Source organism: Sphaerisporangium sp. NPDC005289 (genome assembly GCF_040607455.1).
GTDB classification, from domain to species: domain Bacteria; phylum Actinomycetota; class Actinomycetes; order Streptosporangiales; family Streptosporangiaceae; genus Sphaerisporangium; species Sphaerisporangium rhizosphaerae.
This window is the reverse complement of sequence record NZ_JBEXGS010000005.1, coordinates 112,146-138,452: the sequence shown is the minus strand read 5'-3', so window position 1 is coordinate 138,452 and position 26,307 is coordinate 112,146. Positions and strand designations below refer to the sequence as shown.

Genomic DNA, 26,307 nt, shown 5'->3' with positions numbered 1-26,307 from the left:
CTCGTGCGCGGGCGAACTGTATGCTGACGCCCCGTGAGTGATACGTCCGCCTTGTCCGCCGTCCCCGCACCCCCGCACCGCGACGCGGTGCTGAGGTTCTTCCACGGCCCGATGGACTGCGGCAAGTCCACGCTCGCGTTGCAGATGAACTACAACCACGGCCGCCAGGGCCGGCGGGGACTGGTGCTGACCAAGCACGACCGCTCGGGCGGCCCGCGCGTCACCAGCCGCATCGGGCTGGGCCTTTCGGCGGTCGAGGTCGACGAGGACCTCGACCTGGTCGGGCTGGTGCTCGCCCACGACCGCATCGACTACCTCATCTGCGACGAGGCGTGCTTCTACACGGTGACGCAGATCGAGCAGCTCGCCGAACTGGTGGACGAGCACGGCGTGGACGTCTACGCCTTCGGCCTGGCCTCGGACTTCCGCTCGCGCATGTTCCCCGCCGCACAGCGGCTGTTCGAACTGGCCGACGAGGTGTCCCGGCTGCAGGTGGAGGTGCTGTGCTGGTGCGGGCGCCAGGGCAGGCTGAACGCCCGCGTCGTGGACGGGGTCATGGCACGAACCGGCGAGCAGGTCGTCATCGCCGACACCGACGGGGCGCAGGTGCACTACCGCGTGCTGTGCCGCCGCCACTACCGCTCCGGCGACCTCGGCGAGTCCCGCGCCGCGTCGCTCACCACGGCCGGCGCCTGACCGGAGTCTCCCCCGCGGAACCCGCACGTCCAGCGCCCTGACCGGAGTCCCGGACGTCCCGGTGAGTCCCTCGTGCACCGCTTGAGCGAAACGTCCCCGCGCCGTTGGATAGCTGCGGTACCTTGATCGCCCCTCCAACGATCAAGACCGAAATGAGTGTTTCCAGCATGCCTGAACACGACACAGGAGACCGTTCCGGCACGGTGAGCCGCAGGGCCTTCGCCCTCGGTGCGGCGGGCGGTCTGGCCGCGACGGGCGCGGGCGCCCTGGACCTGCTGGCGGCGTCGCCTGCGGCGGCCAACACCGACCCGTCGGTGTTCACCGTGGACGTCAAGGACTACGGCGCCAAGGGCGACGGCGTCACCGACGACTCCGACGCGATCCGCGCGGCGGTGGCGGCGGCCATCGCCGGCCGCGCCTCCGGCGTCGTCCGCAAGGACGTGTTCTTCCCGCCGGGCAACTACAAGGTGACCAAGAAGGACACGCTGATGTGGTCGCCCACCTCGGGCTCCGCGGACCAGGTGTTCGGCCTGCGCTTCCGGGGCGCCGGCCCGCGGGTGACCAACATCGACTTCGCGACCTCCTTCACCCCGAACGCCGACCCGCGCGAGAACAACCTCATCACCGCCGCCGTGCGCCTGCGGTACACCTCCTTCGAGGACATGAGCTTCCGCTCGACCAACGCCGCCAACCGCTTCGCGTACTACTGGTCGGTGGACCAGGTCGACGGCGCCTCGGTGTACCCCACGTACGGGGCCGGGCAGAACCAGTACTTCGTCTACCGCAATGTCGAGTGGCGGGGCACGTGGGACCGCGTCATCGGCATCGACGGCGACTCCCAGGCCAACAACAACAGCGAGCACCACTTCGTCATGTGCTCGACCGACACGGCGTCGAGGTACACCGACGCCTTCCTGCACTGCGGGATCACCAACCCGGCCGGCAACAGCCAGCAGAACCAGTTCCTCAACTACTTCGTGCTGTCGTGCAACTTCGCGCTCCAGGCGGGCGACTTCTTCCGCTTCGACCGGGGTGGCTCGATCAACGTGTTCGGCGGCTCGTGGTCGATGACCAGCACGGAGGCGGCGCGATACTTCTACATGCCCACCGCCAACGGCGACGCGACCGCGTCGAGGCTGAACGTCAACGGCGTCCGCTTCGAGCCGAAGAAGAGCGCGAACCAGAAGATCATCGAGTGCGCTTGGGGTCTCGGGTCGGTGACGTTCACCTCCTGTTCCGACATCGCGTCGGTGTCGGGAAGCGACGGCGCGCCCTACAACTTCCACCTCTACACCCCGGCCTCGAACCGGATCCCGATCGTCCGCTACCAGGACTGCACGCTGGCGGGCTACCACCAGGTAGGCGGCGTCGGCACGTCCCTGACGAACGGCAAGATGATCTACGAGGGCTGCCGCACCCACCACACGACCACCGCGGTGGGCGTCACCGGCGGCTCGGCGTTCCTGCGGTACGCGAGCGCGCCGGCGCGCTACGCCTTCCGTGACAGCTGGGCGACGGCGGACATCTCGGGCTGACCGGCGCCGCCACCGTGAGAGCGGGCCGGGAGGGCGGACCGCGGGCCGAGGGAGGGCGGACCGCGGGCCGAGGGAGGGCGGACCGCGGGCCGAGTGGCCCGCTCAGGAGGCGGAGGCGATGTCGTCCATGCGGGAGGCGAGCTGGACGGGGTCGCCGCCGAGCAGCGCGGACGTCGCCCGCCACCAGGCGAACCACTCGCCGCTGCGCCACATCCAGTCGACGCGTTCGACGGCGGCGACCACGTCTCCCTTGGCCTGCCAGCGCGCGCCGACCTGCTCGCCGGTGGCGCCGTGGCGCAGCGCCCACTGGCGGAGGTACTCGGCCGCCTGCTGGTCGACCGTGTCGGCGTAGGGGTCGGGGTCCTCGCCGGGGAGCGGGTGCGGGCCGAGCCCCGCGGCGACGCCCCAGCTCCACTGGGCCTCGGCGGCCCGGGAGTAGCGCAGCGAGGAGAAGTCGAGGTTGGACCCGAGCGCGCCGTCCGGCCGCTCGACCACCACGGCGTCCAGCCGGCCGCCCGCGTCGAACGCGACGACCAGGCGCGCGCCGGGGACGGCGTCCGCCGGCAGCTCGACGCGGTCCTCCGCCTGCCAGGAGTTGAGGTCCACGGAGGCGACCGGCGGGCCCCAGGCGGCGTCGGCGCCGTCGTCGGCGATCCAGGCTGCGAGCATTTCCAGGACGGTGAGGTCGATCCACGGCTCGATGGCCGTGTTGGCGGCCAGCACCTCGTCCGGCGCGGGGATCTTGCCGCCGCGGCCGGAGGTCCACCAGTCCGCGCCCAGCACTCCGGTGCCGACGAGCAGGCCGGCGATCGCCGCCAGCTCCGAGGAACGCCGGGTCAGCGCGGCTCCTTGCGCCAGCTCGGCACAGCGGGCGGTGCGCTCGGCGCCGAGCACGGTCGCGGCGTCGCCCAGGAGCGAGGCGGCCGTCGGCTGCCGCTCACCCAGCAGGTCGTGGATGAGCCGCCGAGCCTCTGATCGAGCGTCCTCCGCACGGAACTCTCGCATATCCCCACGTTACGCCCGGAGATCCTCTTCCGCGAGGTCCGACAATATCCCCAGACCACATCAGAACCTCCATATGCCTCCGACCATGGCAAACCACCCACCACTCGCACCGAACCCCCACCCCGGCCATGAGAACCCCTTGGGTCACCAGCCCGGGCAGGCCCAGGTCAGTGCACCCAGACCAGTCGATCTAGGCCAGTCGACCCAGGCCAGTGGACTCAGACCAGTCGACTTAGACCAGTCGACCCAGACCAGTGGACGTATCCCAAGTCGACCAACCCAGGTCGGTGGCCCTGATCGGCGCACCCTGATCGGCGCACCCTGATCGGCGCACCCTGATCGCCGGCCCTCGATCGGCGGACCTGGGGCGGCGGGGCGGGTCAGCGTGCGCGGCCGGAGCGGCCGAGGAGCCAGCCGATGACCGCGCTGCCGAGGGCGACGCCCGCGCCCATGCCGAACGCCGTCAGCACCGGCCAGACCGGCGTGCCGCCGGAGCGGGACGCCAAACCCCCTTGCCCCGCCTCGGCGCGCGGTCGCTCGAACACCTGCCCGGCGAGCGCCGCCGCGGGAGCCGCCGCCGAGCCGGCGGCCGTCACCGCCCCAGGCGCGGCCGGAGCCGCCGCGGGGACCAACGCCGGCAACCCGCCGTCCTGCAGAGCACCGGTCTGCAGAGCACCGGCCTGCGGAGCACCGGCCTGCCGCGCGACGACGGCGGGGCCGGTGCCCGCCGCGGCCCGGGCGGTCGCGGCGGTGACCTGGAGGTGCTGCTCGACGGCGCTGAAGAACTCACCGGCCGTCCGCTTGGCGACCGAGCCCAGCATCCGCTGCCCGACGCCGCCGATCATCCCGCCGATGACGGCCTCGGCGTCGTAGTCGACCCGGGTCGCGCCGCCGTCGACCTCGCTGAGCCGGATGAGCACGGTCGCCTCCACCGTGCCGGGCGCGCCGGCGCCGCGTGCGCGGAGGGTGAACCGCTCGGGCTCGTGCGGGTCGGACAGGGCGACTTCGCCCTGGTAGATGCCCTTGATGGAGGCGACGCCCGCGCTGACCGTCATGCGGTAGGTGTCGGCGCCCGTGGCCTCCAGCCGCTCGCATCCGGGGATCGTGCGCACCAGCACGGCCGGATCCTGGAGCGCGGCCCACACGCTGTTGCGGTCGACCCCGACGACGGCACTGCCGACGACCTTCATGGACACCTCCGATGCCGAGAGACTAGGGACGGGCCGTGGCACGCATAAGGGCAACTTCTGCCCGCCCGACCGGCCGGACCTCGTCAGATGTCGCCGCCGCCGGGGTGACGCCGACATCCCCGCCCCGCCTCAAGGTCACGCTAACACCACCCCACCCTCCACAAGCCGCGCTCGCAACGGAGACGACTCCAGCACGGCTCGGCGCCCGCCCCGCGCGGGCGCGGGCTTGGACCTCACGCATGTCGCGGCGCGGCTATGCGGGGTGCCCGCCCCGCGCGGGCGCGGGCTTGGGACGGCAGTGGGATCAGAGTCCACCGGCCAGTGGCCGGGTACCGGAAAGGCTCTCCCCTTCCCTCCCAGTACCCGGCCTGTCCGGCGGCGGCACGGCCTGGGCCGCCGTCCTGGCCGCCCGCCGCCGGACGTTCGTACCGGCCTCCACCCGCGACCGGACGTTCCCGCCGACCCACCCGGGACCGGACGTTCCCGCCGACCTCCTGTGGACGCCGGGGTCAGCGGTAGGTCCGGACCCCCGGCGTCCGTCGGTGTCGTGGGGGCCGGGGGTCAGCCGGCGGTCAGGGGTAACTCCACGGGGTGACCGCCGTACAAGGTGTGCAGGGCGTCGGGCGCGCTGATCCAGACCCGCGTCCCGGCGTCCACGGAACGCAGGGTCACCGGGTGGAACATGTGCCGCACCAGGCCTCGGTGGGCGTGCTCGATGACGTCCTCGAACAGCGGCGCCGAGACGGCGACGGCCAGGTCGGCGCCCGGGCGTTGCCGCAGCGCCGCCCGAACCTCGTCGCTGTCGCGCAAGGCGCGGGCCGTGGCCGCCGCCCGGCCCGCGAACCCGTCGTCCCCGATGCTGATCGACCCCTGGTGGAACGCCACGCGCAGCCGCAGCCGCGCGGACGCCCCCGTGCCGGCGCGCTCGTTGCGCCGCCGCAGGGCGATGCGCAGCTCGCCGGTCAGCCCGGCGATCACCCGTGCCTCGTTCACCCCCGGCGGCAGGATGAGCAGCGGCCCGGCACCCGCCCCCGCGACGGCGCCGGACCCCACCGGCCCCGAGACGCCGTCCTCGGCGCGCGGCGACGCGGTGGCGTTCCGTCCGCCCGTGCCCTCATCGAAGCCGGACGGCTCGGGCGGAGCGGAGCCGCCGATGCCGTAGGCGACGCCGGACGCCGGATGGCGGGCGACGCCGGACGAGTCGAGCGGAACGTGGCCGGCGGTGCCGTGCTCGAGGCCGGACGGGTCGGGCAGGGCGAGGTCGGCCGTGCCCTGCTCGGCGCTCGGCGGCGCGGGGAGCGGGTCGGCGATGTAGAGACGGTCCAGTCCCGCGTGCGCGGCGGCCTCCTCGATCACCTCGGCGAGGCGGCGGCGCGTCTCCCCATGCCGCACGCCGGATCGCCCCCCGTCCTGCTCGGCGTCGACGGCGACGCAAAGTCGGCGTACTTCTCCCCCCAGATCGTTCACCAGTGCTCTCCCTCCCATCTCATCGTTTCGACGGATACGCGGCTCCCCTCCCGGCGCCGCGCTCCCCACCTCGGCACCGCGGTCATCCCCGCAGGCACCTCCGCGGTCATCACCGCGGACACCACCGCAAGCACCTCCGCGGACACCACCGCAGGCACCACCGCGGTCATCACCGCGCCGGACCGCCGCCGGCGGGACCGTCGCCCGTCTCGGCGGAGGCGCGCAGCGCGCGGATGTCGTGCACGACGATGCGCCGGTACCCGGTGCCGATGACGCCCGTCCGGCGCAGCACGGTCAGCGCCCGGCCGACCGCCGGGTCCTCCGCCTCCGCGAGTCCCGCGAGCTCCGGCCGGGTGAGCGAGACCCCGATCATGACGCCCTCCGGGACGGTCTCGCCGTAGCAGCGGGCCAGCTCGACCAGGACGCGGACCAGCCGGCCCATCGCCGTGTACGCGCCCGTCGCGTACCGGCGGGCCGCGGCGCGGCGCCCGCCGGTCGGGCCGTAGATCGCGTGGGCGAACTCCGGGAACCGCACGGCGAGCCGGGCCAGTTCCCGCGGCGGGATGCGACGCGCGAGGCAGGCGTCCGCCGCGGTGACCGTCACCTCCTGGCGCCGCCCGGCCAGTACCGCGGCCTCCCCCACCAGGTCGCCTCCGGCGCGGATGCCGACGAGCGCCGCCCTGCCCGCGACGCCACCCGCCCCTGGCACACTCCTCGGACCGTCCCCCATGCCGGAGCGGGGTACCGCCCCCTGCCGGTCACTGTCGCCTTTGCCCCACCCCGGCACGACACCAGGACCGTCATCACGACCCGGATCGTCACCCGCACCCCGCCCTGGCACGACACCAGGATCGTCATCACTACCGGGATCGTCGCCCTTGCGCGGTTCGGGGACGGCGCTTATACCGGGAACGGCCGCCGCGTCCCAGGTGCCGCCCGAGCCGGGGGCCGTGCCGATCCTCGGGACAGCGGCCGAGGCGGACATGGGACGGGTGCTGGTGATGCCGACGCAGCCGTCGAGCAGGAGGATCGCGTCGGCGGACCACTCGCCCTCGGTGGTCAGGGCGGTCCCCGCCGCGTACTGCCAGGGCCTCCCCAGCGCCAGCAGTTCGTCTCTCACCTCGCTGGGCAGACCGCCGAGCAGGCCGCGCCGGGGCCAGGCGCCCACATTGCGGATCACGCAGGCCCGCCTTGGTACGGGGCCGGTCATGGCAGTCCTCCCACCTCACGCCGGCCGCCTGAGGGCCGATGGTCCGTGCCCGGGCCCCCACCCGTGCCTTGCCGCGCGAGCGCGGGCCGGCGTGCCGGCGGCGCGCACGCGTGGAGCCCCGGGAGGCCGGGTCGCCGACGGCGATGGCCTCTCGGGTGCACGGCGTGGCCGCGGCGCGACCGTTCCCGTTCGCGGGTCCTACCCTCCGTCGACGTCCTTGCGGATACCTTGCGGATGGGCAACAACGGCGGCCGGCCGGATCGCGCGCTTTCGGCAAGGGATCGGCGTGATGGCAAGATTGCCCGTCATGATCTGGGGACGGAAGGCGTCACGCGCGGCCGCGGGACTGGGACTTCTGGTGGTCTGCTCGATGGGCGGGACCGCCTCCGGCGAGGCGCCCCCGGTGGGCGCGGCCTCCGCCGAACGGCCTCGGGTCCCCCCTGGCATGGGCGGATCATCGCAGGTCCGCCCCACCTCCGGCCGGCCACCCGAGGCGCGGCCCCCCATCACCGACGGGCCCCTCCCGCGTTCCTCGCCGGGTCCCGCGGTGTCTCCGAGCGCCATGGTTCCCGCAGGCCCCACGCTCACTCCACGCCCGCAAGCCTCCTCGGGCCCCGCGGTCTCCTCGGTGCCGGTGGGGGCGGCGCCTCGGGACGGGGAGGTGGGGCGGGTCCGGGCGCAGGCCGGTGAGGTCGTGCCGGTGATCAGCTCGATCCCGACCCGGCGGAAGGTCGTCTTCCTCACCATCGACGACGGCTGGGAGCAGGATCCGGGGTTCGTGCGGCTGGTCCGGGAGCGGGCGGTCCCCATCACGGTGTTCGCGATGCGCGACGCGGTGGAGGCGCGCGGCGTGCCGGACCCGGGGGCGGCGGGCGGACGGTACGTCGGCGCGGGCAAGTGGTCCTACTTCCGGGAGCTGCGCGACCTCGGCGTGCCGGTCGAGGCCCACACGCTGACCCATCCGAACCTGTGGAACCTCGGGAGCCGGGCGCAGCGCAAGGAGATCTGCGGCTCGGCCGAGGTCGTGGCGAGGGAGATCGGGCGCAGGCCCGTGCTGTTCCGGCCGCCGTTCGGCAACTACACCGGGACCACGCTGCGGGCGGCGAAGTCGTGCGGGCTGCCGGCCGTACTGCTGTGGACGGCGACGGTGCAGCCGGGCGGGAAGATCTCCTACCAGACGCCGGACAAGCGGCTGCACCCCGGCGACATCCTGCTCCTGCACTTCCGCGCCCATCTGGCGAGGGACTTCCGGATCCTGCTCGACAAGATCGAGCGGCGCGGCTTCGAACTGGGGAACCTGGATGCCTACCTCAGGGCGGCGGGCGTGCGCCTGCCCGCTCCGCCGGGCGGTGTAGGGGGGAATCAGCCGGTGGGGTGACGCCCCGGCCGGGCCGGGAGGCCGACCATTGACCCGTCGCCGGGGGACCGGCGGGCGGGGGTGTGACGAAGATCGCACAGGACGGCATGACCTCCGCACCACGTTTACTCTACAAGCCGTAGTACTACTAGAAGTAGAACTACAAGACGTAGAGCTGAGGGGCCCGGGTGAGGGGTGCATGGACGCACTGGATCTGGCACGGTGGCAGTTCGGGGTCACCACCGTGTACCACTTTCTCTTCGTACCCCTGACGATCGGCCTCGGGGTCTTCGTCGCCGGCCTGCAGACCGCCTGGCACCGCACGGGCAAGGAGCACTACCTGCGGCTGACCAGGTTCTTCGGCAAGCTCTTCCTGATCAACTTCGCGATGGGCGTGGTCACCGGCATCGTGCAGGAGTTCCAGTTCGGGATGAACTGGAGTGAGTACTCCACCTTCGTCGGCGACGTCTTCGGCGCGCCGCTCGCCCTTGAGGCGCTGCTCGCCTTCTTCCTGGAGTCGACGTTCCTCGGGTTGTGGATCTTCGGCTGGGACCGGCTGCCCAAGCGGGTGCACCTGGCCTGCATCTGGGCCGCGGTGCTCGGCTCGAATATCTCGGCGTACTTCATCCTGGCCGCCAACGCCTGGATGAAGCACCCGGTCGGCTACCAGGTGGTCGACGGCCGGGCCCGCATGACCGACCTGTGGGCCGTCCTGACCAACCCCACGGCCCTGGCCCAGGTGCCCCACGTGGTCGCCGCCGCCTTCGTCGTCGCCGGCGGCTTCGTCATCGCGGTCAGCGGCTACCGGATCACCCGCGAGCGTCGCGCGGCCACCGGCGGGGACGCCGCCGTCCCGCTCACCCGCGCCGCCCGCGTCCCCGGCGACCCGGCCATGTGGCGCGGCGCACTGCGGGGCGCGCTGGTCATGACCGCCATCGCCGGGGCCGTCCTTGCCGGCACCGGCGATGCGTCCGCGCGGTACATGGGCGAGCAGCAGCCCATGAAGCTGGCCGCCGCCGAAGGGCTGCGGCACGACACCGCCGGGGCGCCGTTCTCCCCCGTGCCGGGCATCGAGGTGCCGAACCTGCTGAGCCTGCTGGCCGCGCACGACCCGCAAGCCCGCGTGCAGGGCGTCGAGGACATCCAGCGGCGCTACCAGGCGGAGTTCGGGCCCGCCGACTACCGGCCGAACATCCCCGTCGTCTACTGGTCGTTCCGCCTCATGATCGTCTTCGGGCTCTCGACGGTGGGGCTGTCGCTGCTCGGCCTCTGGCTGACCCGGCGCCGCCGCCCGGTCCCCGCCTGGTTCGCCCGCGCCGGCCTGCTCGCCCTCCCGCTGCCCACGCTCGCGGTGATCGCCGGGTGGCTGCTCAGCGAGATCGGGCGGCAGCCCTGGACCGTCCAGGGCGAGCTGCTCACCGCGGCCAGCGTGTCGCCCGGGGTGTCGCTCGGCGAGGTGGCCGCATCGCTGGCCGTCTTCACGGTCCTGTACGGCGCGCTGGCGATCGCGGAGGCCCGCCTGCTCGTGCGGCACGTCAAGGCCGGGCCCGACCCCCTCACCGTGTCGCCGGACCCGCGCGGGCCGGGCGACGTCGACGCCGAGGCGGCCCGCCTCACACCGACCCTCATGTACTAGGAGAGCGCGATGGAACTCACCACCTTCTGGTTCCTGGTCGTCGCCTTCCTGTGGACCGGCTACTTCGTCCTTGAGGGCTTCGACTTCGGCGTCGGCGCGCTGCTGCCCCTGCTGACCAGGGGCGAGGCCGAGCGCAAGCAGATGCTCGAGACGATCGGCCCGGTCTGGGACGGCAACGAGGTGTGGCTGATCACCGCGGTCGGCGCCATGTTCGCGGCCTTCCCCGCCTGGTACGCGGGGCTGCTCAGCGGGTTCTACCTGCCGCTGGTCATGGTGCTGGCCGGCCTGATCGTCCGCGGCGTCGCCCTGGAGTGGCGCGGCAAGGTGACCGCGCGGGAGCGCGCGCTGTGCGACGCGGGCATCGTGGCCGGCAGCGCGCTGACCGCGTTCCTCTGGGGGGCGATCTTCGGCAACCTGCTGTACGGCACGGCGGTGGCGACCGTGCTCGGCGGCGCGCTGTCGCTGACGCTGGCCCTGGTGCACGGCGCGGTGTTCGTCGCGCTGAAGACGACCGGGCCGCTGCGCGCCCGTGCCCGCCGCGCCGCTTCGGGCATCGCGGCGGTGGCTCTGCCGGTCGCCGTCCTGGCGCTCCCCGGCATCCCCGCCGCGGGGGCCGCGGGCGGCGGCTGGACGGCCCACCCGCTGCCGTGGCTGGCCGCGGGGGCCGCCGCCGGCGCGCTGACCGCCGCGGCCGCGCTGCTCTGGCGCCGCCGCGAGGGCTGGGCGTTCACCGCCACCGCCGCCTCGATCGCCCTGGCCACGGCCGCGCTGTTCGGCACGCTGTGGCGCGCGCCGCTGCCGGGCCTGACCGTCGCCGAGGCGGCGTCCGGCCCGTACACGCTGGGCGTGCTCACCTGGATCGGCCTGGCGGCCCTGCCGTTCGTCCTCGGCTACCAGGCCTGGACCTACTGGGTGTTCCGCAAGCGCGTCACCGCCTGAGGGAACTCTCCGCAGGGCCACGGACGTCATATGCATATGGGGCTCAAACGGCTCATCGACCGGCTGCTGCGCCGCCGTTCGCGCGTCCCCGCTGGTGGACGCGACGACCGGCCCGACACGGGAGGGGTGAGGGAGCCACGGCGTCCCTCCTCCACCCCGCCGTCCGACGTCATCCGCCTACCGGAGCCGACCTGACCGGTCGGCACCCCCCGCCCCCGCCGGAGCGGGCGCGAAGGCCGCCACCCCGTGGCGGCCTTCGCCATGAGAGGCCGGCGGGGCTTGTCAGCGCCTCGCGGAGCGGCGCAGTTCGTACAGCTCGGACGGGGAGATGGGCATTCGGTCGACGGACAGCCCCTCGGCGTCCTCGATCGCCGAGGCGATCACCGCGGACACCGGGATCACCCCCGCCTCGCCCGCGCCCTTGATGCCGAGCGGGTTCAGCGGCGAAGGCGTCTCCAGGTGGGCGGTCTCGATGGCCGGCACCTCGGTGGCGTAGGGCATCAGGAAGTCCATGAAGGAGGCGTTGAGCAGCTGACCGTGCCCGTCGTAGACCATGCGTTCGTACAGCGCCCCGCCGACGCCCTGCGCGACCCCGCCGTGGATCTGCCCCTCGACGATCATGGGGTTGATGAGTTTGCCGCAGTCGTGCACGACGGCGTAGCGCAGGATGCGGATCTCGGCGGTGTCGGGGTCGGTCTCGACGATGGCGGCGTGCATGCCGGAGGCGAAGGTCGAGCGCACCGGCGAGTAGTAGTCGCGCCCCTCCAGTCCCGGCTCCTCGCCCTCCTCGACCGGCGGCCGGTCCATCGGGGCCTGCCCCGCGAACTGCGTCGCCCGCGCGGCCTCCTCGTCGAAGGCGTACCTGAGCGGGTTGGACAGCACGGCGACCGTCGCCAGCGGCAGCGACGCCCCGGGGGCGCCGACGACGCGCACGACGCCGTCCTCGATCTCGAGGTCGCGCGGGTCGGCCTCCAGCGCCTCGGCGGCGATGCGCAGGGCCTTGTCGCGGACCTTGCGGCAGGCCAGGGCGATCGCGTTGCCGCTCATCACGGCGGCCCGCGAGGCGAAGGTGCCGACGGCGTACCCGAAGCGCCGGGTGTCGCCGGTCACCACCGACACGCTGGACATCGGCACGCCCAGCTCGGTGGCCGCGATCTGCGCGAACACCGTCTCGTGCCCCTGGCCCTGCGAGGTGAGGCCGGTGGAGACGTGGACCCGTCCGTCGGAGGTCACCTGCACGTGGCCGCCCTCGTAGGGGCCCACGCCGGTGCCCTCGACGTAGCAGCCGAGCCCGATGCCGAGCCGCTGGCCGCGCGCGGCCGCCTCGGCCTTCATCGCCGGGAAGCCGTCCCAGCCGATCAGCTCCTTGAGCATGCGCAGCGACTCGGGATAGTCGCCGCTGTCGTAGATCAGCGGGCGGCCGTCCTGGAAGACCAGCCCCTGGTCGTAGGGGAAGTCGCCGGGCTGGATGAAGTTGGCGGCGCGCACCGCCGCGCGGTCCATGCCGAGGTGGGCCGCGATGCGGTCCATCGTGCGCTCCATGCAGAACACCCCCTGCGGGCGCCCGGCGCCGCGGTACGGGGTGACCTGCACGGTGTTGGTGTAGATCGAGGAGAACTCGACCCGGTAGGCGCCGATGCGGTACGGCCCGAGCAGCTGGGTCGAGGTGATGATCGGCACGATGATGCCGTACGGGGTGTAGGCGCCGTGGTCGTGCAGGATCGTCACCTCGAGGCCCAGCACGTGCCCCTCGTCGTCGAAGCCGACGCGCACGTGCTGCACCTGGCCGCGCTCGTGGGCCGAGGAGACGAAGTGCTCGCGGCGGTCCTCCGCCCACTTGACCTCCCGGCCGAGCAGCATCGCCGCCCAGGGGACGAGCACCTCCTCCGGCCAGGGGTGGACGATCTTGACGCCGAACCCGCCGCCGACGTCGGGGGCGATCACCTCCACCGAGGGCAGCGGGAGCCCCAGCTTTGCGGCGATGGCCATGCGCACGCTGGTCGAGGTCTGCGTCGAGCTGTAGACCCGCAGCGACCGGTCGTCGGCGTCCCACCGCGCGTACACGCCGCGCCCCTCCAGTGGCGTGGAGGCGCTGCGCTCGAAGTCCAGGCGGAACGACAGCACGTGCGGCGCCGCCTCGACGGCCTCCCGGGCGCCGCGGCCCGCGGCGGAGGGCACCTCCTGCACCAGGTGGGCGCCGAGGTTGCCGGGGACGTCCTGGTGCACCAGGTGGGCGCCCTGGGCGGCCTCCTCGATGCCCACGACCGGCTTGAGGATCTCGTAGTCGACCTCGATGAGCGCGGCGGCGTCCTCGGCGAGGTAGCGGTCGCGGGCGACGACCATGACGACCGGCTCGCCGACGTGCCGGACGAGTTCTCTGGCCAGCGGGTAGGCGGTGCGCCCGTGGGTCAGCGCCGGGTGCGGGATCAGCAGCGGCAGCGGGTCGCGGACCCGTTCCGGCAGGTCCTCCCAGGTGTAGATCGCGACCAGCCCGTCCACGTCGAGGGCGGCCGACACGTCGATGTCGCGGATGCGGGCGTGCGCGTGCGGCGAGCGGACGAAGGCCGCGGCCAGCGCGTCGTGCCCCAGGTCGTCCAGGTAGCGGCCCTGCCCGGTGATCAGCCGCAGGTCCTCCCTGCGCTGGACCGGCTCGCCGAACAGTCTGGTCGTCACGCCTCACCACCCGCCGCGGCCGGCGTCCCGTCCTCGTCGGCGATCAGCTCGGCCGCCCGGTGGACCGCCTTGACGATGTTCTGGTAGCCGGTGCACCGGCACAGGTTGCCCGAGATGCCCTCGACCACCTGCTCGTCGGTCGGCGCAGGTGTCTCGCGCAGCAGCGCGGTGACCGTGCACAGGAACCCGGGAGTGCAGAAGCCGCACTGCAGCGCGTGGCACTCGGAGAACGCCCGCTGCACCGGCGACAGCGCGCCGTCCGGCCCGGCCAGCCCCTCGACGGTCGTGATCTCGTGCCCGTCCGCCGTCACCGCGAACGTCAGGCACGAGCGGGCGGGCGCGCCGTCCATCAGCACCGTGCAGCACCCGCAGACGCCGTGCTCGCAGCCGACGTGGGTGCCGGTGAGGCCGAGGTCGTGGCGCAGGCAGTCCGACAGCAGCCGCCGGGCCGGGACCCGCGCCCGCCGCACCACCCCGTTGACCGTCAGCGCGATCTCGTGCAGCGCCTCACCCATCGGCGGACTCCCCCGTTCCCTCGCCGGCGGCCTCCTGGGCGGCGACGCGCAGCGCCCGCTCGGCCAGCACCCCGGTCAGATGCCGACGGTAGTCGGCGGTGGCGTGGATGTCCCCCTCGGGGTCCACGCGGTCGCGCACGGCCGCCGCGACGGCGGCCCAGTCGGCCGACGCGGCGGGCCTGCGGGCGCACACCTCCGACAGGTCCAGCAGCACCGGGACCGGCCCGGCGCTCACGCACGCCACCCGGGCGGAGGCGATGCGCTGGTCGTCGTCCAGCACGACCACGGCGGCGGCCCCGGCCACGGCGTAGTCGCCGTGCCGGCGCGCCACCTCGCAGAAGGCGCTGCCCGCGCGGGGCGGCAGCGCGGGAAAGAACGCCGAGACGGCCAGCTCTCCTGGGCGCAGCGCCGACTCGAGGGGCCCGACGAAGAACTCCGACGCCGGCACCTCGCGCTCGCCGCCCCCGTGCCGCGCCAGCCGCACCGACCCTTCCAGCACGGTGAGCACGGCGGGCAGCTCGGCCGAGGGGTCGGCGTGGACCAGGCTGCCGACCACGGTGCCGCGGTTGCGGATCACCGGGTGCGCCACCTGACGGAGCGCGGCCCGCAGCAGCGGCTGGGCCCGGGCGGCGGCCTCGGACCGCTCGACGGCCGCGTGCCTGGCGAGCGCGCCGACGCGCACCCCGCCGCCCCGCACCACGATGGTGTCCAGTTCGGCGAGGCGGTTGATGTCCACCAGGTGCGACGGCGAGGCCAGCCGCATGTTGAGCAGAGGGATCAGGCTCTGGCCGCCGGCCAGCACCTTGGCGTGCGCCCCCGCCCCGGCGAGGACCTCCAGGGTCTCGCCGAGGCCGGTGGGCGCGTGGTAGTCGAACGGGGGTGGCTTCACGCGCTGGTCTCTCTCCCTTCGGCGACGGCCGGCGCCGCGCCGCCCGGGCCCGTCCTCCGCCAGGAGATGGCCCGCAGCAGGTGGTACCCGCCGAGGACCACGACGGTGCCGAGCGCGATGCCGGCCAGCGAGAAGTCGCCGGTGATCTGGTGCGACACCGGGCCGATCGCCAGGATGATGCCCGCCCCGATCGGGACCATGTTCACCGGGTCTGCGAAGTCCACGCGGTTCTCGATCCAGATCTTGGCGCCCAGCAGGCCGATCATGCCGTACAGGATGACGGTGATGCCGCCGAGCACGCCGCCCGGCGTGGCCGCCACCAGTGCGCCGAACTTGGGCATGAACCCGAACAGGATGGCCACGACGGCGGCGATGTAGTAGGCGGCGGTGGAGTAGACCCGGGTCGCCGCCATGACCCCGATGTTCTCGGCGTAGGTCGTGGTGGGCGAGCCGCCGACCGCGCTGGCCAGCGCCGTGCCGACGCCGTCGGCGAAGACCGCCCGCCCCATGTACGGATCGACGTCGGTGCCGGTCATCTCGCCGACGGCCTTGACGTGGCCGACGTTCTCGGCGATCAGCGCGATCACCGCGGGGAGCACCAGCACGATGGCCGAGACGGTGAAGTTCGGTGCGTGCAGGTCGGGCCAGCCGAACCAGGAGGCGTCCGTCACCCCCTGGAAGCTCACCCGCGGGTGGGTGTCGACCTTGCCGGCGCCGGCGTTGAAGGCGGTGATGGCGCCGAACGCCTTGTCGGCGACCCACGACAGGACGAAGCCCGCGACCAGGCCGAGCAGGATGCCGATGCGGCCGGCGAACCCCTTGAACGCCACCAGGATGACGCCGGTGACGATCATGGTGATCAGCGCGATCCACGGGTCCTGCGGCCAGTAGACGTCGGCGACCACGTAGGCGAGGCCGAACCCGATGAGCATGACCACCGCGCCGGTCACCACCGGCGGGAAGACGCGGTTGATCACCCCGACGCCGAGGTAGTGCACGGCGACGCCGCACAGCGCGAGCACGACGCCGGCCACCAGGATGGCCCCGGTGACCGTGCCGTCGTCGCCGCCCGCCGCGCGGATCGCCACCACGCCGCCGACGAACGAGGCCGACGTGCCCAGGTAGCTCGGGATCCTGCCCTGCACGATCAGCAGGAACAGGATCGTCGCGACACCCGACATCATGATCGCCACGTTGGCGTTCAGGCCCATGATCAGGGGGAAGACGAACGTCGCCCCGAACATGGCGATGACGTGCTGCGCGCCGAACCCCACCATGCGCGGCCAGCTCAGCCGCTCGTCCGGCCTGACCACCTCGCCGGGCGTCAGACCGCGCCCGTCCCCGTGCAACTTCCAACCGAAGGCCATGAGAGCCCCTTCACTGACCGGGCCGGGCGGTCGGTGGCCACCCCGCAGGCGGACCTCCGCGGCGTCGTACCGTTATTGCCGTTGTGGCTTGTTGCGGCACATTAGACCAGTCCAGGGCCGTCCACATGGTAAGGACTTGCCAAAGGTGACGATCTCACCAGCAGTCCGCTTGCGCACCGGCCCCGCGACGGCTCAGTGCACCGGGAAGTCGACCGACCTGCTCACGGCCGCCCATTTCTCGGCCTCGGCCGCGCGAGCGCTGGAGGCCTGCTCGGCGATCTCGACCGCGTCCGAGCCCAGCAGCAGACGCAGAGGCGGTTCCTCGGCGTCGGCGAGGCCGACGATGGCCCTGGCCACCCGCGCCGGGTCTCCCCCCTCGTTGCCGGCGTAGGCGGCGAAGAAGCCGATCATCTCGCCGACCGTCTGCCGGTAGTTCTCCGTGGCCCGCGCCCCGCTGACGGAGCCGGCGATCCAGTCGGTGCGCATCGCGCCGGGCTCGACGATCGTGACCTTGACCCCGAAGGGCCGCACCTCGAGGCTGAGACATTCGGAGAAGCCCGTGACGGCGAACTTCGCCGTCTGGTAGGCGCCTATGCCCGGTGAGACCGCGACACGGCCGCCGAGGGACGACACCTGGATGATGTGACCGGATCGCTGCGCGCGCAGCACCGGCAGAGCGGCCTTGGTGACGTTGACGGTGCCGAACAGATTGGTCTCGATCTGCGCGCGGAAGTCCTCCTCGGAGGTCTCCTCGATGGCCGACACGACGCCGTACCCGGCGTTGTTCACCACCACGTCCAGGCGGCCGAACTCCTCGACCGCGGTCCGGACGGCCGCACGGGCGGCCGCGGCGTCGGTGACGTCCAGCGCGACCGCGCGGACCCGGCCGCCGTACCGGGCCACGAGATCGTGGAGCACTTCGGGCCTGCGCGCCGTGGCCACGAGGCGATGACCGGCGGCCGGCACGGCCTCGGCGAGCTCGCGGCCGAGCCCGCGAGAGCTTCCCGTGGTCAACCAGACCTTCGACATGCGGTGCAGCCTTCCGCTACGGAGCTGGAGTGCGGCTCGGGGACGTAAGGGCAGGGACGCGCCGAACTGGAGTCTTCGCACGTAGATCGAGGCCGCGGAATGACGCCGTCGACGCAGCGTTCGCGGACGTCACCAAAAGTAAACGATTTCCCTGGACGAGGCCACCGTCGCCCGGACACAAAAGCGTTACCGCACCGCGTTCCCGGTCGGCCGCGGGCCTTCTCTATCGTTCACACGCTCTTGTCCGTCGCGGTCTCCTGGGCGTCGAGGAGTTCGTCGCCGTGGTCGAGGATCCACCGGCCGAGGGCGGTCATGGGGCCGTCCACGAGGCTGCGGCCCAGACCGGTGAGGCCGTACTCGACGCGGGGCGGGGCCTCGGCGTACGCCCGGCGAGCGACAAGGCCGTTGGCGAGCAGGCGGTGCAGCGCCTCGGTGAGAGCCTTGTCGCTGATGCCGCCGATCGACGCGCGCAGCTCGCGCCGCCGCCGCGGGCCCGGGCGCAGCGCGGCCAGCACGACCGGGTCCCAGGTGTGGGCGAACAGGTCGGTGGCCGCGCGCATGCGGCAGTCGGCGACCAGCTCGTAGCAGTGGGCTTCGCGCTCGCTCATCTCGCCTCCCATCATCGCTCCCGCGATGCGCACCGATCGGTGCGCATCGCCTTCCCTAGCGTTGCCATCGACCGCACAACGGCGAAGACAGGGAGAGACGATGCGAATCGGCATCCTGGGCACGGGGAGCCTGGCCGAAGGGCTGGGCACGGGATGGGTGGAAGCGGGTCACGAGGTGGTGATCGGCGGGCGGTCGCCGGCCAAGGCGCGCAGGCTCGCCGACCGGCTCGGCCGGGGAGCGCGCGCGGTCACCCCGCGCGAGGCGGTGACCGGGCGCGACGCGGTGCTGCTCGCGGTGTCCTGGGACGGGGTGGAGGAGATGTTGCACAGCGTCAGGGCTCCAGATGGGAGCCTGGAGGGAGTTCCGCTGATCGATCCCACGAACGCCGTCGAGCACGGCGTCGGGGTGTTGCTCACCGGGAACGGCGAGTCGGCGGCGCGACGGATCTCGGCGCTGGCGCCGGGCGCGCGGGTCGTCAAGGCCTTCCACCTGTTCCCCGCCGGGCAGTGGGCCGGGGCGCCTGATCAGGACGCCTCCCCGGTGACGGTCGCGATGTGCGGCGACGACCCGGCGGCCCTGCGCGTGGTCGGCGAGCTCGTGCGCCACGTCGGCGGGACGCCGGCCGTTCTTGGATCGCTGGAGCGGGCCCGCCAGCTCGAGGAGGCCGCCGGTTTCGTCATCGGGCTGGCCTTCGCCGGTGTCGACCCGCGCTCCGCCGTCCCCCGGGTTCCCTCACCCGCCACCGCGGTGGACAGGGCCACGACCTCCCCGTGAGCCGGGTCGCCGATCGGCCGGTGGCTCACTGCAGGGCGGTCATGGCCTTGTCCGTGGTGTCGTGGCAGGAGAACAACCGGTCCAGGCCCATGATGTGGAAGACGTGGGCGATGTCGGGATGCAGGCCGGCCAGGGCCACGGCGGCGCCGGCCTCCTGGGCGCGCTGGTGCGCGGCGACCAGCAGCGAGATGCCGGTGGAGTCGCAGAACGTCAGCGCCGACAGGTCGATGACCAGCCCGGCGGCGGGGACGAAGGTGAAGTCGTCGAGAACCGCCCGCAGACGGGGGGCGGTGTGGTGATCCAGCTCACCGGCGACGGCCAGCACGTGGAGGCGCGCCGAATGCGGCTGGAGAGTGACGGTCAGGCCGTCGTCATGCTGCACCGAGGCTCCTGGAGGAGGGACGGCCGTCGAGCGGACGGGAACGGACAGGGCGGGCATCGCGGCGTCGTCCGACACGTCGTGGGGGCGCGGCCGCGTCAGTGAGCGATTCGTCGAAGGTTCTGACGTCAGGCTCCTTCCCTCGGCCTCGCCGCCCGGAGCGGACGCAGGGCTCCGGAGCGATTTGCCATATCCTACGTAACCGTTGAACCGTTGCATGACCTGCTACGTCGGGCGGCGGAGCGTTCGATCCGCCCGGGCGGAGGCGGGCACGGGGATGAGCGGCGGTGGGGACGGGGACGGCCCTCGAGACTCGCCGATCGACGCGCCCGCCTTTTCCCGGCGCCGACGAGGCGAACGGCGTGTGACGTGCACGAATCGGGGTAGCCGGGCTCGGCGTTGACGGGGTTGACGGGAGGGTGGCGGATGATGCGCCGTGACGACGCTGAGCGCGGGCCGGTGAGAGCGGCAGGCGCCGAGATTTTCACCGTCGATGACGAGGTGGGCCGCGATCTGGCCAGGGTGGACTGGCGGGAGACCCCGCTCGGGCCGCCGGACCAGTGGCCGCAGAGCCTGCAGACGGCGGTGAGCATTCTGCTGTCGTCCCGCTTCCCCATGTGGATGGCGTGGGGGCCGCGGTTGACGTTCTTCTGCAACGCCGCCTACCGCCGCGACACCTTGGGCCGCAAGTATCCGTGGGCGCTGGGGCGGCCGGCCGGCGAGGTGTGGGCGGAGATCTGGGACGACATCGGCCCGCGGATCGACGCCGTGCTGGAGACGGGGAAGGCGACCTGGGACGAGGCGCTGCTGCTGTTCCTCGAACGGGCGGGCTACCCGGAGGAGACCTACCACACCTTCTCCTACAGTCCCCTCCGGGACGACGCGGGCGCGGTGGTCGGCATGCTGTGCGTCGTCAGCGAGGACACCGACCGCGTCATCGGCGAGCGGCGCATGGCGACGCTGCGCGATCTCGGCTCCGATCCCAGCGTGGTCCGCACCGAGCGGCAGATGCTGGCCTTCGCCTGCGGCCAGCTCGGCCGCAATGCGCACGACCTGCCGTTCACGCTGACCTACCTGTTCGACGAGGAGGGCCAGGCGCGGCTCGCAGGGACGACCGGGATCTCCGCCGGGCACCCTGCCGCCCCCGCGATCCTCCCCCTCGATGATCCGGCCGCGGTGTGGCCGGCGGCGGCGCTGGCCCAGGGCGAGCCGGTGCTCATGCCTCTCGACCGCGCGCCGTTCACCGGCCTGCCGGCCGGGGGCTGGCCCGAGCCGCCCACGCAGGCGCTGGTGGTGCCGCTGCTCCAGCAGGGCGGCACGCCGTACGGGTTCCTGGTGGCCGCGCTCAACCGGTACCGGACGCTGGACGACGGTTACCGCGGGTTCGTCGAACTGACCGCGGGGCACGTCGCGGCGGGCATCGCCAGCGCTCGCAGCTACCAGGCCCAGCAGCGGCGTGCGGAGGAACTGGCCGAGCTCGACCGCGCGAAGACCGTCTTCTTCTCCAACATCAGCCACGAGTTCCGCACCCCTCTCACTCTGATCATGGGGCCGGTGCAGGAACTGCGCACCACGCTGGCCGACGCCGACCAGCAGGTGCGCGACGACCTGGAGGTCGTGCACCGCAACGGCCTGCGGCTGGGCAAGCTCGTCAACACCCTGCTCGACTTCTCCCGCATCGAGGCCGGCCGCATGCAGGCCCGGTACGAGCCGGTGGATCTGGCCGCTGTGACCGCCGAGCTGGCCAGCGTCTTCCGCTCCGCGATCGACAAGGCCGGCCTGGTCTTCAAGGTGGACTGCCCGCCGCTGGCCGAGCCGGTCTACCTCGACCTCGGCATGTGGGAGAAGGTGGTGCTCAACCTGCTGAGCAACGCGCTGAAGTTCACCTTCGACGGCTCGATCGGCGTCACGGTGCGCGCGCAGGACGCCCACGCGGTGGTCACGGTCACCGACACGGGCATCGGCGTCCCGGCCGAGGAGGTGCCGCGGCTGTTCGAGCGCTTCCACCGCATCGAGAGCGCCCGGTCGCGCTCCAACGAGGGCAGCGGCATCGGGCTGGCCCTGGTCCAGGAACTGGTCGGCCTGCACGGCGGCACCATCGCCGCCGACAGCGCCGAGGTCGAGGGCACCCGCTTCACCATCCGCCTGCCCTTCGGTCCCGCCCACCTGCCGGCCGGAAGCCTGGTCCCGGCCGGGGCCGCGGAGGCGGTCTCGGTCACCGCCGGACCGTTCGTCGAGGAGGCCCTGCGCTGGCTGCCCGGAGACGGCGCGGCCGCCGACGGGACGGCCGCCGACGGCTCCGCCGGCACCCACCCCTCGGCGCCGGATGACGGCGCCCGCACGCGGGTGTTGATCGCCGACGACAACGCCGACATGCGCGAGTACCTTTCCCGCCTCCTCAGGGGCGCCGGTTACCTCGTCGAGACCGTCGGCGACGGGATGGAGGCCCTGGACGCCGTCCGCGCGGACGCCCACGACCTGGTGGTCAGCGACGTGATGATGCCGCGCCTGGACGGCCTGGCCCTGGTCGCGGCGCTGCGGTCCGACCCGCGCACCGCCGGCGTGCCGGTGCTGCTGCTGTCGGCCCGCGCCGGCCAGGAGGCATCCATCGAGGGCCTGGAGGCGGGCGCGGACGACTACCTGGTCAAACCTTTCTCGGCCGCCGAGCTGCTGGCCCGGGTGCGGGCGAACGTCGAACTGGCCCGGATGCGCACCCGCCATGCCCGGTGGCGCAGCGCCATGATCGACTCCCTGCAGGAGGCGTTCTTCGTCACCGACGAGGACGGCACGGTGATCGAGATCAACTCGGCGTTCACCGACATCCTCGGCTACGGCCCCGAGGGCCTGCCCTACACCCCCATGCACCCCTGGTGGCCGGACGAGAAGGACGACCCGCAGGCCCACGCCATGGTCGCCGAGGCGTTCGCCGGGCTGGTCGGCGAGGGCAATGGCAGCTACGTGATCCCCCTCACCCACCGTGACGGGCACCGGCTCTGGATCGCGGCCACCTTCAACGACGTCGCCGACCCCGACACCGGCCGGCGCCGCGTCGTGGGCACCCTGCACGACGTCACCGCCGAGCACTACCTCGTGCAGCGCGAGAGCGCCCTGGCCGCGCTCAGCATCCGCCTGTCCCAGGCGGACACCGTGTCCGACGCCCTGAGCGGGGCCCTTTCCGCGCTGCGGGAGGTCTGGCAGGCCCGCCGCGTCGTGGCCGCCGTCTGGAACGGCGACAGCCCGCCACCCGTCGTCGCCGCGCCCTCGGAGGGCGGCTGGCACGACCTGCCGGAGAAGGTGCGCGAGGACCTGGAAGGGCTGCGCGACCAGCCGCCGCTGCGCCCGGTCGCCTCGGAGGCGGGCGGAGCCGGCGTCACCCTCGAGCACCCCGAAGGGCTGCTGGCCATCTGGGTCGATCTCGGCCAGAACCGGCCCTTCACCGACGAGGACCAGACGTTGCTGGCACTGCTGGCCGGCCACCTCGGTCAGGGCCTGCACCGGGTCCAGCAGCTCGACCAGCAGCGCGAAGCGGCCGTGGCCCTCCAGCGCGCCATCCTCGGCCCGTCCCAGCTCCCCGACGGCTTCGCCGTGCGCTACGAACCGGCGGGCCGGCCGCTGGAGGTCGGCGGCGACTGGTACGACATAGTGCCGCTGGCCGAGGAGCGCATCGGCATCGTGGTCGGCGACTGCGTGGGCCGGGGGTTGAAGGCCGCGGCCGTCATGGGGCAGTTGCGCAGCGCCTGCCGCGCCCTGCTGCTGCAGGACGCCGGTCCCGCCCAGGCGCTGACCGCCCTCGACCGGTTCGCCGCCCTGGTCCCCGGCGCCAAGTGCACCACCGTGTTCTGCGGCGTCCTGGACACCGCCACCGGTGACCTGGTCTACTCCAGCGCCGGCCATCCCCCCGGCATCGTCGCCCACGCCGACGGGACCACCCTGCTCCTGGAGGAGGGCCGCTCCGTCCCGCTGGCCGTACGGCCGGGGCTCGCCCGGCCCGAGGCCAGGTGCACCATGCCGGCCCGGTCGACCCTGCTGCTGTACACCGACGGCCTGGTCGAGCGCCGCCGGCGTCCGCTGACCGCCGGCATCGGCGAGGCCGGCGGAGCCCTCCAGGCGGGCCGCTCCACCCCGCTCGAGGACCTGGCCGAGGACGTCATGTCCCTGCTCGCGCCGGACGGCGGCTACACCGACGACGTCGCCCTGCTGCTGTACCGCCAGCCCGCCCCCCTGGAGGTGGCCTTCCCCGCCGAGTCCAGCCAGCTCGCCCCCGTGCGCAACGCGCTACGCGACTGGCTGACCCGCTGCCAGCTCGCGCCCTCGATGATCCAGAACGTGCTGGTCGCGGCCGGGGAGGCCTGCGCCAACGCGATCGAGCACGGGCACCGCCACGCCCCCGGCCACATGATCCGCCTGCGGGCGGTCGCCACCGTCAGCGGCCTGCGGCTGACCATCGCCGACACCGGCCGCTGGAAGACCCCGCAGCCCGAGGCCAACGCCCATCGCGGCCGTGGCGTCGCGCTCATGCGCGCCCTGATGAACGAGGTCTCCATCCATCCCGGCGCCGCCGGGACCACCGTCGACATGCATGCGAGGATTCCCTGATGGCCACCCCCCTGACACTGGTCGCCTCAGAGCGGTCCGACGGCACCCCGGTCCTCGCCGTCACCGGGGAGATCGACATGAGCAACGCCGGCGACCTGGACGAGGCGCTGACCCGCTCGGCCTCCGACGGCCCGCTGCTCGTGGACCTCAGCCAGGTGGACTACCTCGACAGCGCCGGCCTGACCGTCCTGTTCACCCACGCCTCCAACATCCGCCTGGTCGCCAACCCCGTCATCACCCCCGTCCTCACCATCTCCGGCCTCGCCGAACTCACCACCATCGAAGGGAACCCGTCAGACCCGTCCTGACACCCCACCGCAGCCGGCCCTTCCGGCAGCCGCCCGCGGAAGGCCACGGCCGCTCCGCCCTCCGGTGCAACAGTTCGCCGCCGAGTCGCATCTGGGAGGTGACGGACACGACGAAGGGCGAACGCAGGTGGAAGCAGATCCGCGGTTCGCGGGATTCGTCGCCGAGCGTGGTGAGGCGCTGTTGCGCTATGGCTACGTGCTGGCCGGGAACCACCACGACGCGGCCGACCTGGTGCAGGAGGCGCTACTCAGGTTGCGCGCCTCCTGGCCGAGGTTGAGGGCCAAGGACAATCCCGAGAGTTACGTGCGCACGACCATGGCCAGGTTGCACACGGCCACCTGGCGGCTGCGGCGGCGCGAGCTGCTCGCCTGGGACCTGCCGGAGCAGGGCCACCACGACGTGCTGCCCGACGGCGACGAGCAGGCGATGTGGCAGGCGTTGGCGGGGCTGCCGCGCAGGCAGCGGGCGGTGCTGGTGCTCCGGCACTACGAAGGGCTGAGCGACGCCGAGATCGCGAAGACCCTGGGGATCTCCCGGGGGACCGTACGCAGCCAGGCCTCGCGAGGGCTCGACAAGCTGCGCTCGGCCATACCGACGGGCGGTCCCGGCATTCCTGAAAGCACCAGGCGGGAGTACGAGGAGCGCCGATGAACCACCACGTCGAGGACACATTGCGCAGGACCTTGGAGAGCGCCGCGGAGAAGGCGCCCGAGTTGCCGGGCACGCTGGCGGGAGAGTTGGACATCCGCTACCGGCGGCGCAGGCAGCGCTCCCAGGCATTGCTCGCGGCGGCGGGCGTGGTCGTGGTGACCGTGGGGGTCGCCGTGGGCCTGCGTCCGGGCGACGACGGGACGACACCGCCCGCCGTCCACTCCTCCTCCACCCCCTCCGCCTCGGCCATCACCGCCGAACCGGTGGAGAAGGTATGGCCACAGGCCGTGTGGAAGGTACCCGCCAAGGCGCCGGACGGCCGGGAGCTGCGGCCGGTCGGGTTGATCGACGACCGGACGCTGCTGATGGAGGGATGGCGCGAGTTCGGCAGGACCGAGGCTCTGTACGCGTACACCAAGGCGGGTGGCGAGCCGCGGAAGATCGTGGACGTGCCCACGCCGAAGGGGACGACGCGGTACGCCTCCGACTTCAGCCTGGACGGCGGGCAGGTGGCCTGGTGGACGGCGACGAAGCACGCCGTGCGCATCTGGACCGCGCCGCCGGACGACGGCCCGGCGCGGACGGTGGCCGTCCACAAGATCAAGGACGCCGACGCCTCCGGCGTGGACGGCTTCGGCGCGACCGGCGGCAACGCCGTGTTCTCCCTGTCTACCGGCGGGGTGTTCACCGTTCCGCTGACCGGGGCGCCGGTGACGGCGGTCCCGCGCGGTGCCGGACTGCACCTGCTTTCCTGGCCATGGGCGGGAACACCCGACAGGAGCGACCCGATGGCCGGGCCGCCGTTCACCCGGCTGGTCAACCTGGAGACCGGGCAGACCAGCACGGCCGTCTCCCACAAGGGCGAGCGGGTGTACGCCTGCGGCGTGCGGTCCTGCATGGGCACCACCGCCGACGGCAAGGGCTTCACCAGGGGCCGCGACGGCTCGCGCCAGAAGGAGATCCCGGTCGGCTACCTCATCCCGGAACCACCGGTACAGAGCCGCTTCTACGTCCGCAATCTGGCCGACAACGGCGGCGGACTCGGCCTCTACGACCTCACCAGAGGCAAGCTCGCCGACACGGGCATCCGCGATGAGGTGGCCACCCGCGGCGAGATCCCCGTCCCCGACCGCACCGGCCGCCTGATGACCTACCGCCTTGGAAACACCTACTACGTAATAGACCTCTCCAAGATCCCCTGACCACCCACCCTCCCGGGAAGGAGCGCGGGGCGCTGTACACGGCCGCCGAGTTCGCCGACCACGCATCCGCGCCCGACGACCCCCGGCCCCACCGACACGGAAGATCTTGTTCAAGGACGGGCGGGCTCCCCAGCGGCACGGCGAACGGCGCGCGGTCCCTCCCCCGGCTCACTACGGGCCTCCCCATCGGCGCCGACGCGGCGGGACGGTGGGACGGCGAAGCCGGCGTCGTCGTACGGCGCGGGTGTGGTGTCGGATTGCTCGCCTGGTCTGGTCGTT

The 26,307-nt window shown here is 73.1% G+C and carries 21 protein-coding genes; 10 read left to right on the top strand and 11 right to left on the bottom strand.

The genetic code is table 11. The annotated features are described in order from the left end of the window. The first annotated feature begins 33 nt into the window (after window positions 1-33). Together ABZT47_RS11380 and ABZT47_RS11375 are read left to right on the top strand one after the other, a co-directional pair. A complete protein-coding gene (locus tag ABZT47_RS11380; RefSeq protein ID WP_354839076.1) occupies window positions 34-696 on the top strand; it encodes a thymidine kinase in 663 nt (220 codons plus the stop codon). Window positions 697-863: 167 nt separating this feature from the next. Beyond that, window positions 864-2,231 carry a glycosyl hydrolase family 28-related protein gene (locus tag ABZT47_RS11375; RefSeq protein WP_354839073.1) on the top strand — a complete coding sequence of 456 codons (1,368 nt, stop codon included), beginning with the start codon at window positions 864-866 and terminating at the stop codon, window positions 2,229-2,231. 102 nt (window positions 2,232-2,333) lie between these two features. Here ABZT47_RS11375 and ABZT47_RS11370 read toward each other — a convergent pair whose 3' ends face one another. From ABZT47_RS11370 to ABZT47_RS11355, 4 genes are all read right to left on the bottom strand, one after another. Beyond that, window positions 2,334-3,236, bottom strand: a complete 903-nt coding sequence (locus tag ABZT47_RS11370) for a hypothetical protein (RefSeq protein WP_354839070.1) — start codon at window positions 3,234-3,236, stop codon at window positions 2,334-2,336. A gap of 380 nt (window positions 3,237-3,616) precedes the next feature. Next, window positions 3,617-4,426 (bottom strand): carbon monoxide dehydrogenase subunit G, encoded by an 810-nt coding sequence (locus ABZT47_RS11365; protein WP_354839067.1) that lies wholly within the window; start codon window positions 4,424-4,426, stop codon window positions 3,617-3,619. A gap of 561 nt (window positions 4,427-4,987) precedes the next feature. Continuing rightward, window positions 4,988-5,893 carry a hypothetical protein gene (locus tag ABZT47_RS11360; protein ID WP_354839064.1) on the bottom strand — a complete coding sequence of 302 codons (906 nt, stop codon included), beginning with the start codon at window positions 5,891-5,893 and terminating at the stop codon, window positions 4,988-4,990. A gap of 169 nt (window positions 5,894-6,062) precedes the next feature. Then, window positions 6,063-7,073 carry a Crp/Fnr family transcriptional regulator gene (locus ABZT47_RS11355; RefSeq protein WP_354839062.1) on the bottom strand — a complete coding sequence of 337 codons (1,011 nt, stop codon included), beginning with the start codon at window positions 7,071-7,073 and terminating at the stop codon, window positions 6,063-6,065. 691 nt (window positions 7,074-7,764) lie between these two features. Between ABZT47_RS11355 and ABZT47_RS11350 the strand changes: the two genes are divergently transcribed. From ABZT47_RS11350 to cydB, 3 genes are all read left to right on the top strand, one after another. Beyond that, a complete protein-coding gene (locus ABZT47_RS11350) occupies window positions 7,765-8,481 on the top strand; it encodes a polysaccharide deacetylase family protein (protein ID WP_354839060.1) in 717 nt (238 codons plus the stop codon). A gap of 178 nt (window positions 8,482-8,659) precedes the next feature. Further along, the gene (locus ABZT47_RS11345) at window positions 8,660-10,096 is read left to right on the top strand and encodes a cytochrome ubiquinol oxidase subunit I (RefSeq protein ID WP_354839057.1); all 1,437 of its coding nucleotides are present in this window, start codon (window positions 8,660-8,662) and stop codon (window positions 10,094-10,096) included. A 9-nt stretch (window positions 10,097-10,105) separates the two neighbouring features. After that, window positions 10,106-11,035, top strand: a complete 930-nt coding sequence (cydB, locus tag ABZT47_RS11340; protein ID WP_354839054.1) for a cytochrome d ubiquinol oxidase subunit II — start codon at window positions 10,106-10,108, stop codon at window positions 11,033-11,035. Between the two features lie 282 nt (window positions 11,036-11,317). Here cydB and cutA read toward each other — a convergent pair whose 3' ends face one another. The 6 genes from cutA to ABZT47_RS11310 all read right to left on the bottom strand — a co-directional run bounded on the left by cutA (window position 11,318) and on the right by ABZT47_RS11310 (window position 18,116). After that, complete coding sequence (cutA, locus tag ABZT47_RS11335; protein ID WP_354839051.1) at window positions 11,318-13,708, bottom strand: aerobic carbon-monoxide dehydrogenase large subunit; 2,391 nt, start codon at window positions 13,706-13,708, stop codon at window positions 11,318-11,320. Then, window positions 13,705-14,223, bottom strand: a complete 519-nt coding sequence (locus ABZT47_RS11330; protein WP_354839048.1) for a (2Fe-2S)-binding protein — start codon at window positions 14,221-14,223, stop codon at window positions 13,705-13,707. The genes cutA and ABZT47_RS11330 overlap by 4 nt, the downstream gene beginning before the upstream one ends. Then, entirely contained in the window at window positions 14,216-15,112 is an 897-nt protein-coding gene (locus tag ABZT47_RS11325) for an FAD binding domain-containing protein (protein WP_354839045.1), read from the bottom strand. Before ABZT47_RS11325 ends, ABZT47_RS11330 begins: the two co-directional genes overlap by 8 nt. Beyond that, window positions 15,109-16,479 (bottom strand): solute carrier family 23 protein, encoded by a 1,371-nt coding sequence (locus tag ABZT47_RS11320; protein ID WP_354839042.1) that lies wholly within the window; start codon window positions 16,477-16,479, stop codon window positions 15,109-15,111. The genes ABZT47_RS11325 and ABZT47_RS11320 overlap by 4 nt, the downstream gene beginning before the upstream one ends. 192 nt (window positions 16,480-16,671) lie before the next feature. Next, window positions 16,672-17,508, bottom strand: coding sequence for an oxidoreductase (locus ABZT47_RS11315; protein ID WP_354839039.1), 837 nt, complete (start codon window positions 17,506-17,508; stop codon window positions 16,672-16,674). Between the two features lie 230 nt (window positions 17,509-17,738). After that, entirely contained in the window at window positions 17,739-18,116 is a 378-nt protein-coding gene (locus ABZT47_RS11310; RefSeq protein ID WP_354839036.1) for a helix-turn-helix domain-containing protein, read from the bottom strand. 100 nt (window positions 18,117-18,216) lie between these two features. Here ABZT47_RS11310 and ABZT47_RS11305 point away from each other — a divergent pair, with 100 nt between their 5' ends. Further along, window positions 18,217-18,891, top strand: coding sequence for an NAD(P)-binding domain-containing protein (locus ABZT47_RS11305; RefSeq protein WP_354839033.1), 675 nt, complete (start codon window positions 18,217-18,219; stop codon window positions 18,889-18,891). Window positions 18,892-18,916: 25 nt separating this feature from the next. Here the strand turns inward: ABZT47_RS11305 and ABZT47_RS11300 are convergent, their stop codons facing one another. Continuing rightward, window positions 18,917-19,273 (bottom strand): STAS domain-containing protein, encoded by a 357-nt coding sequence (locus tag ABZT47_RS11300; RefSeq protein WP_354839030.1) that lies wholly within the window; start codon window positions 19,271-19,273, stop codon window positions 18,917-18,919. Between the two features lie 456 nt (window positions 19,274-19,729). Here ABZT47_RS11300 and ABZT47_RS11295 point away from each other — a divergent pair, with 456 nt between their 5' ends. From ABZT47_RS11295 to ABZT47_RS11280, 4 genes are all read left to right on the top strand, one after another. Next, a complete protein-coding gene (locus ABZT47_RS11295) occupies window positions 19,730-23,866 on the top strand; it encodes a SpoIIE family protein phosphatase (RefSeq protein WP_354839027.1) in 4,137 nt (1,378 codons plus the stop codon). Continuing rightward, the gene (locus ABZT47_RS11290) at window positions 23,866-24,174 is read left to right on the top strand and encodes an STAS domain-containing protein (RefSeq protein ID WP_354839024.1); all 309 of its coding nucleotides are present in this window, start codon (window positions 23,866-23,868) and stop codon (window positions 24,172-24,174) included. Before ABZT47_RS11295 ends, ABZT47_RS11290 begins: the two co-directional genes overlap by 1 nt. 127 nt (window positions 24,175-24,301) lie before the next feature. After that, window positions 24,302-24,826, top strand: coding sequence for a SigE family RNA polymerase sigma factor (locus ABZT47_RS11285; RefSeq protein ID WP_354839021.1), 525 nt, complete (start codon window positions 24,302-24,304; stop codon window positions 24,824-24,826). Beyond that, complete coding sequence (locus ABZT47_RS11280; protein WP_354839018.1) at window positions 24,823-26,028, top strand: hypothetical protein; 1,206 nt, start codon at window positions 24,823-24,825, stop codon at window positions 26,026-26,028. The genes ABZT47_RS11285 and ABZT47_RS11280 overlap by 4 nt, the downstream gene beginning before the upstream one ends. Window positions 26,029-26,307: the final 279 nt, after the last annotated feature.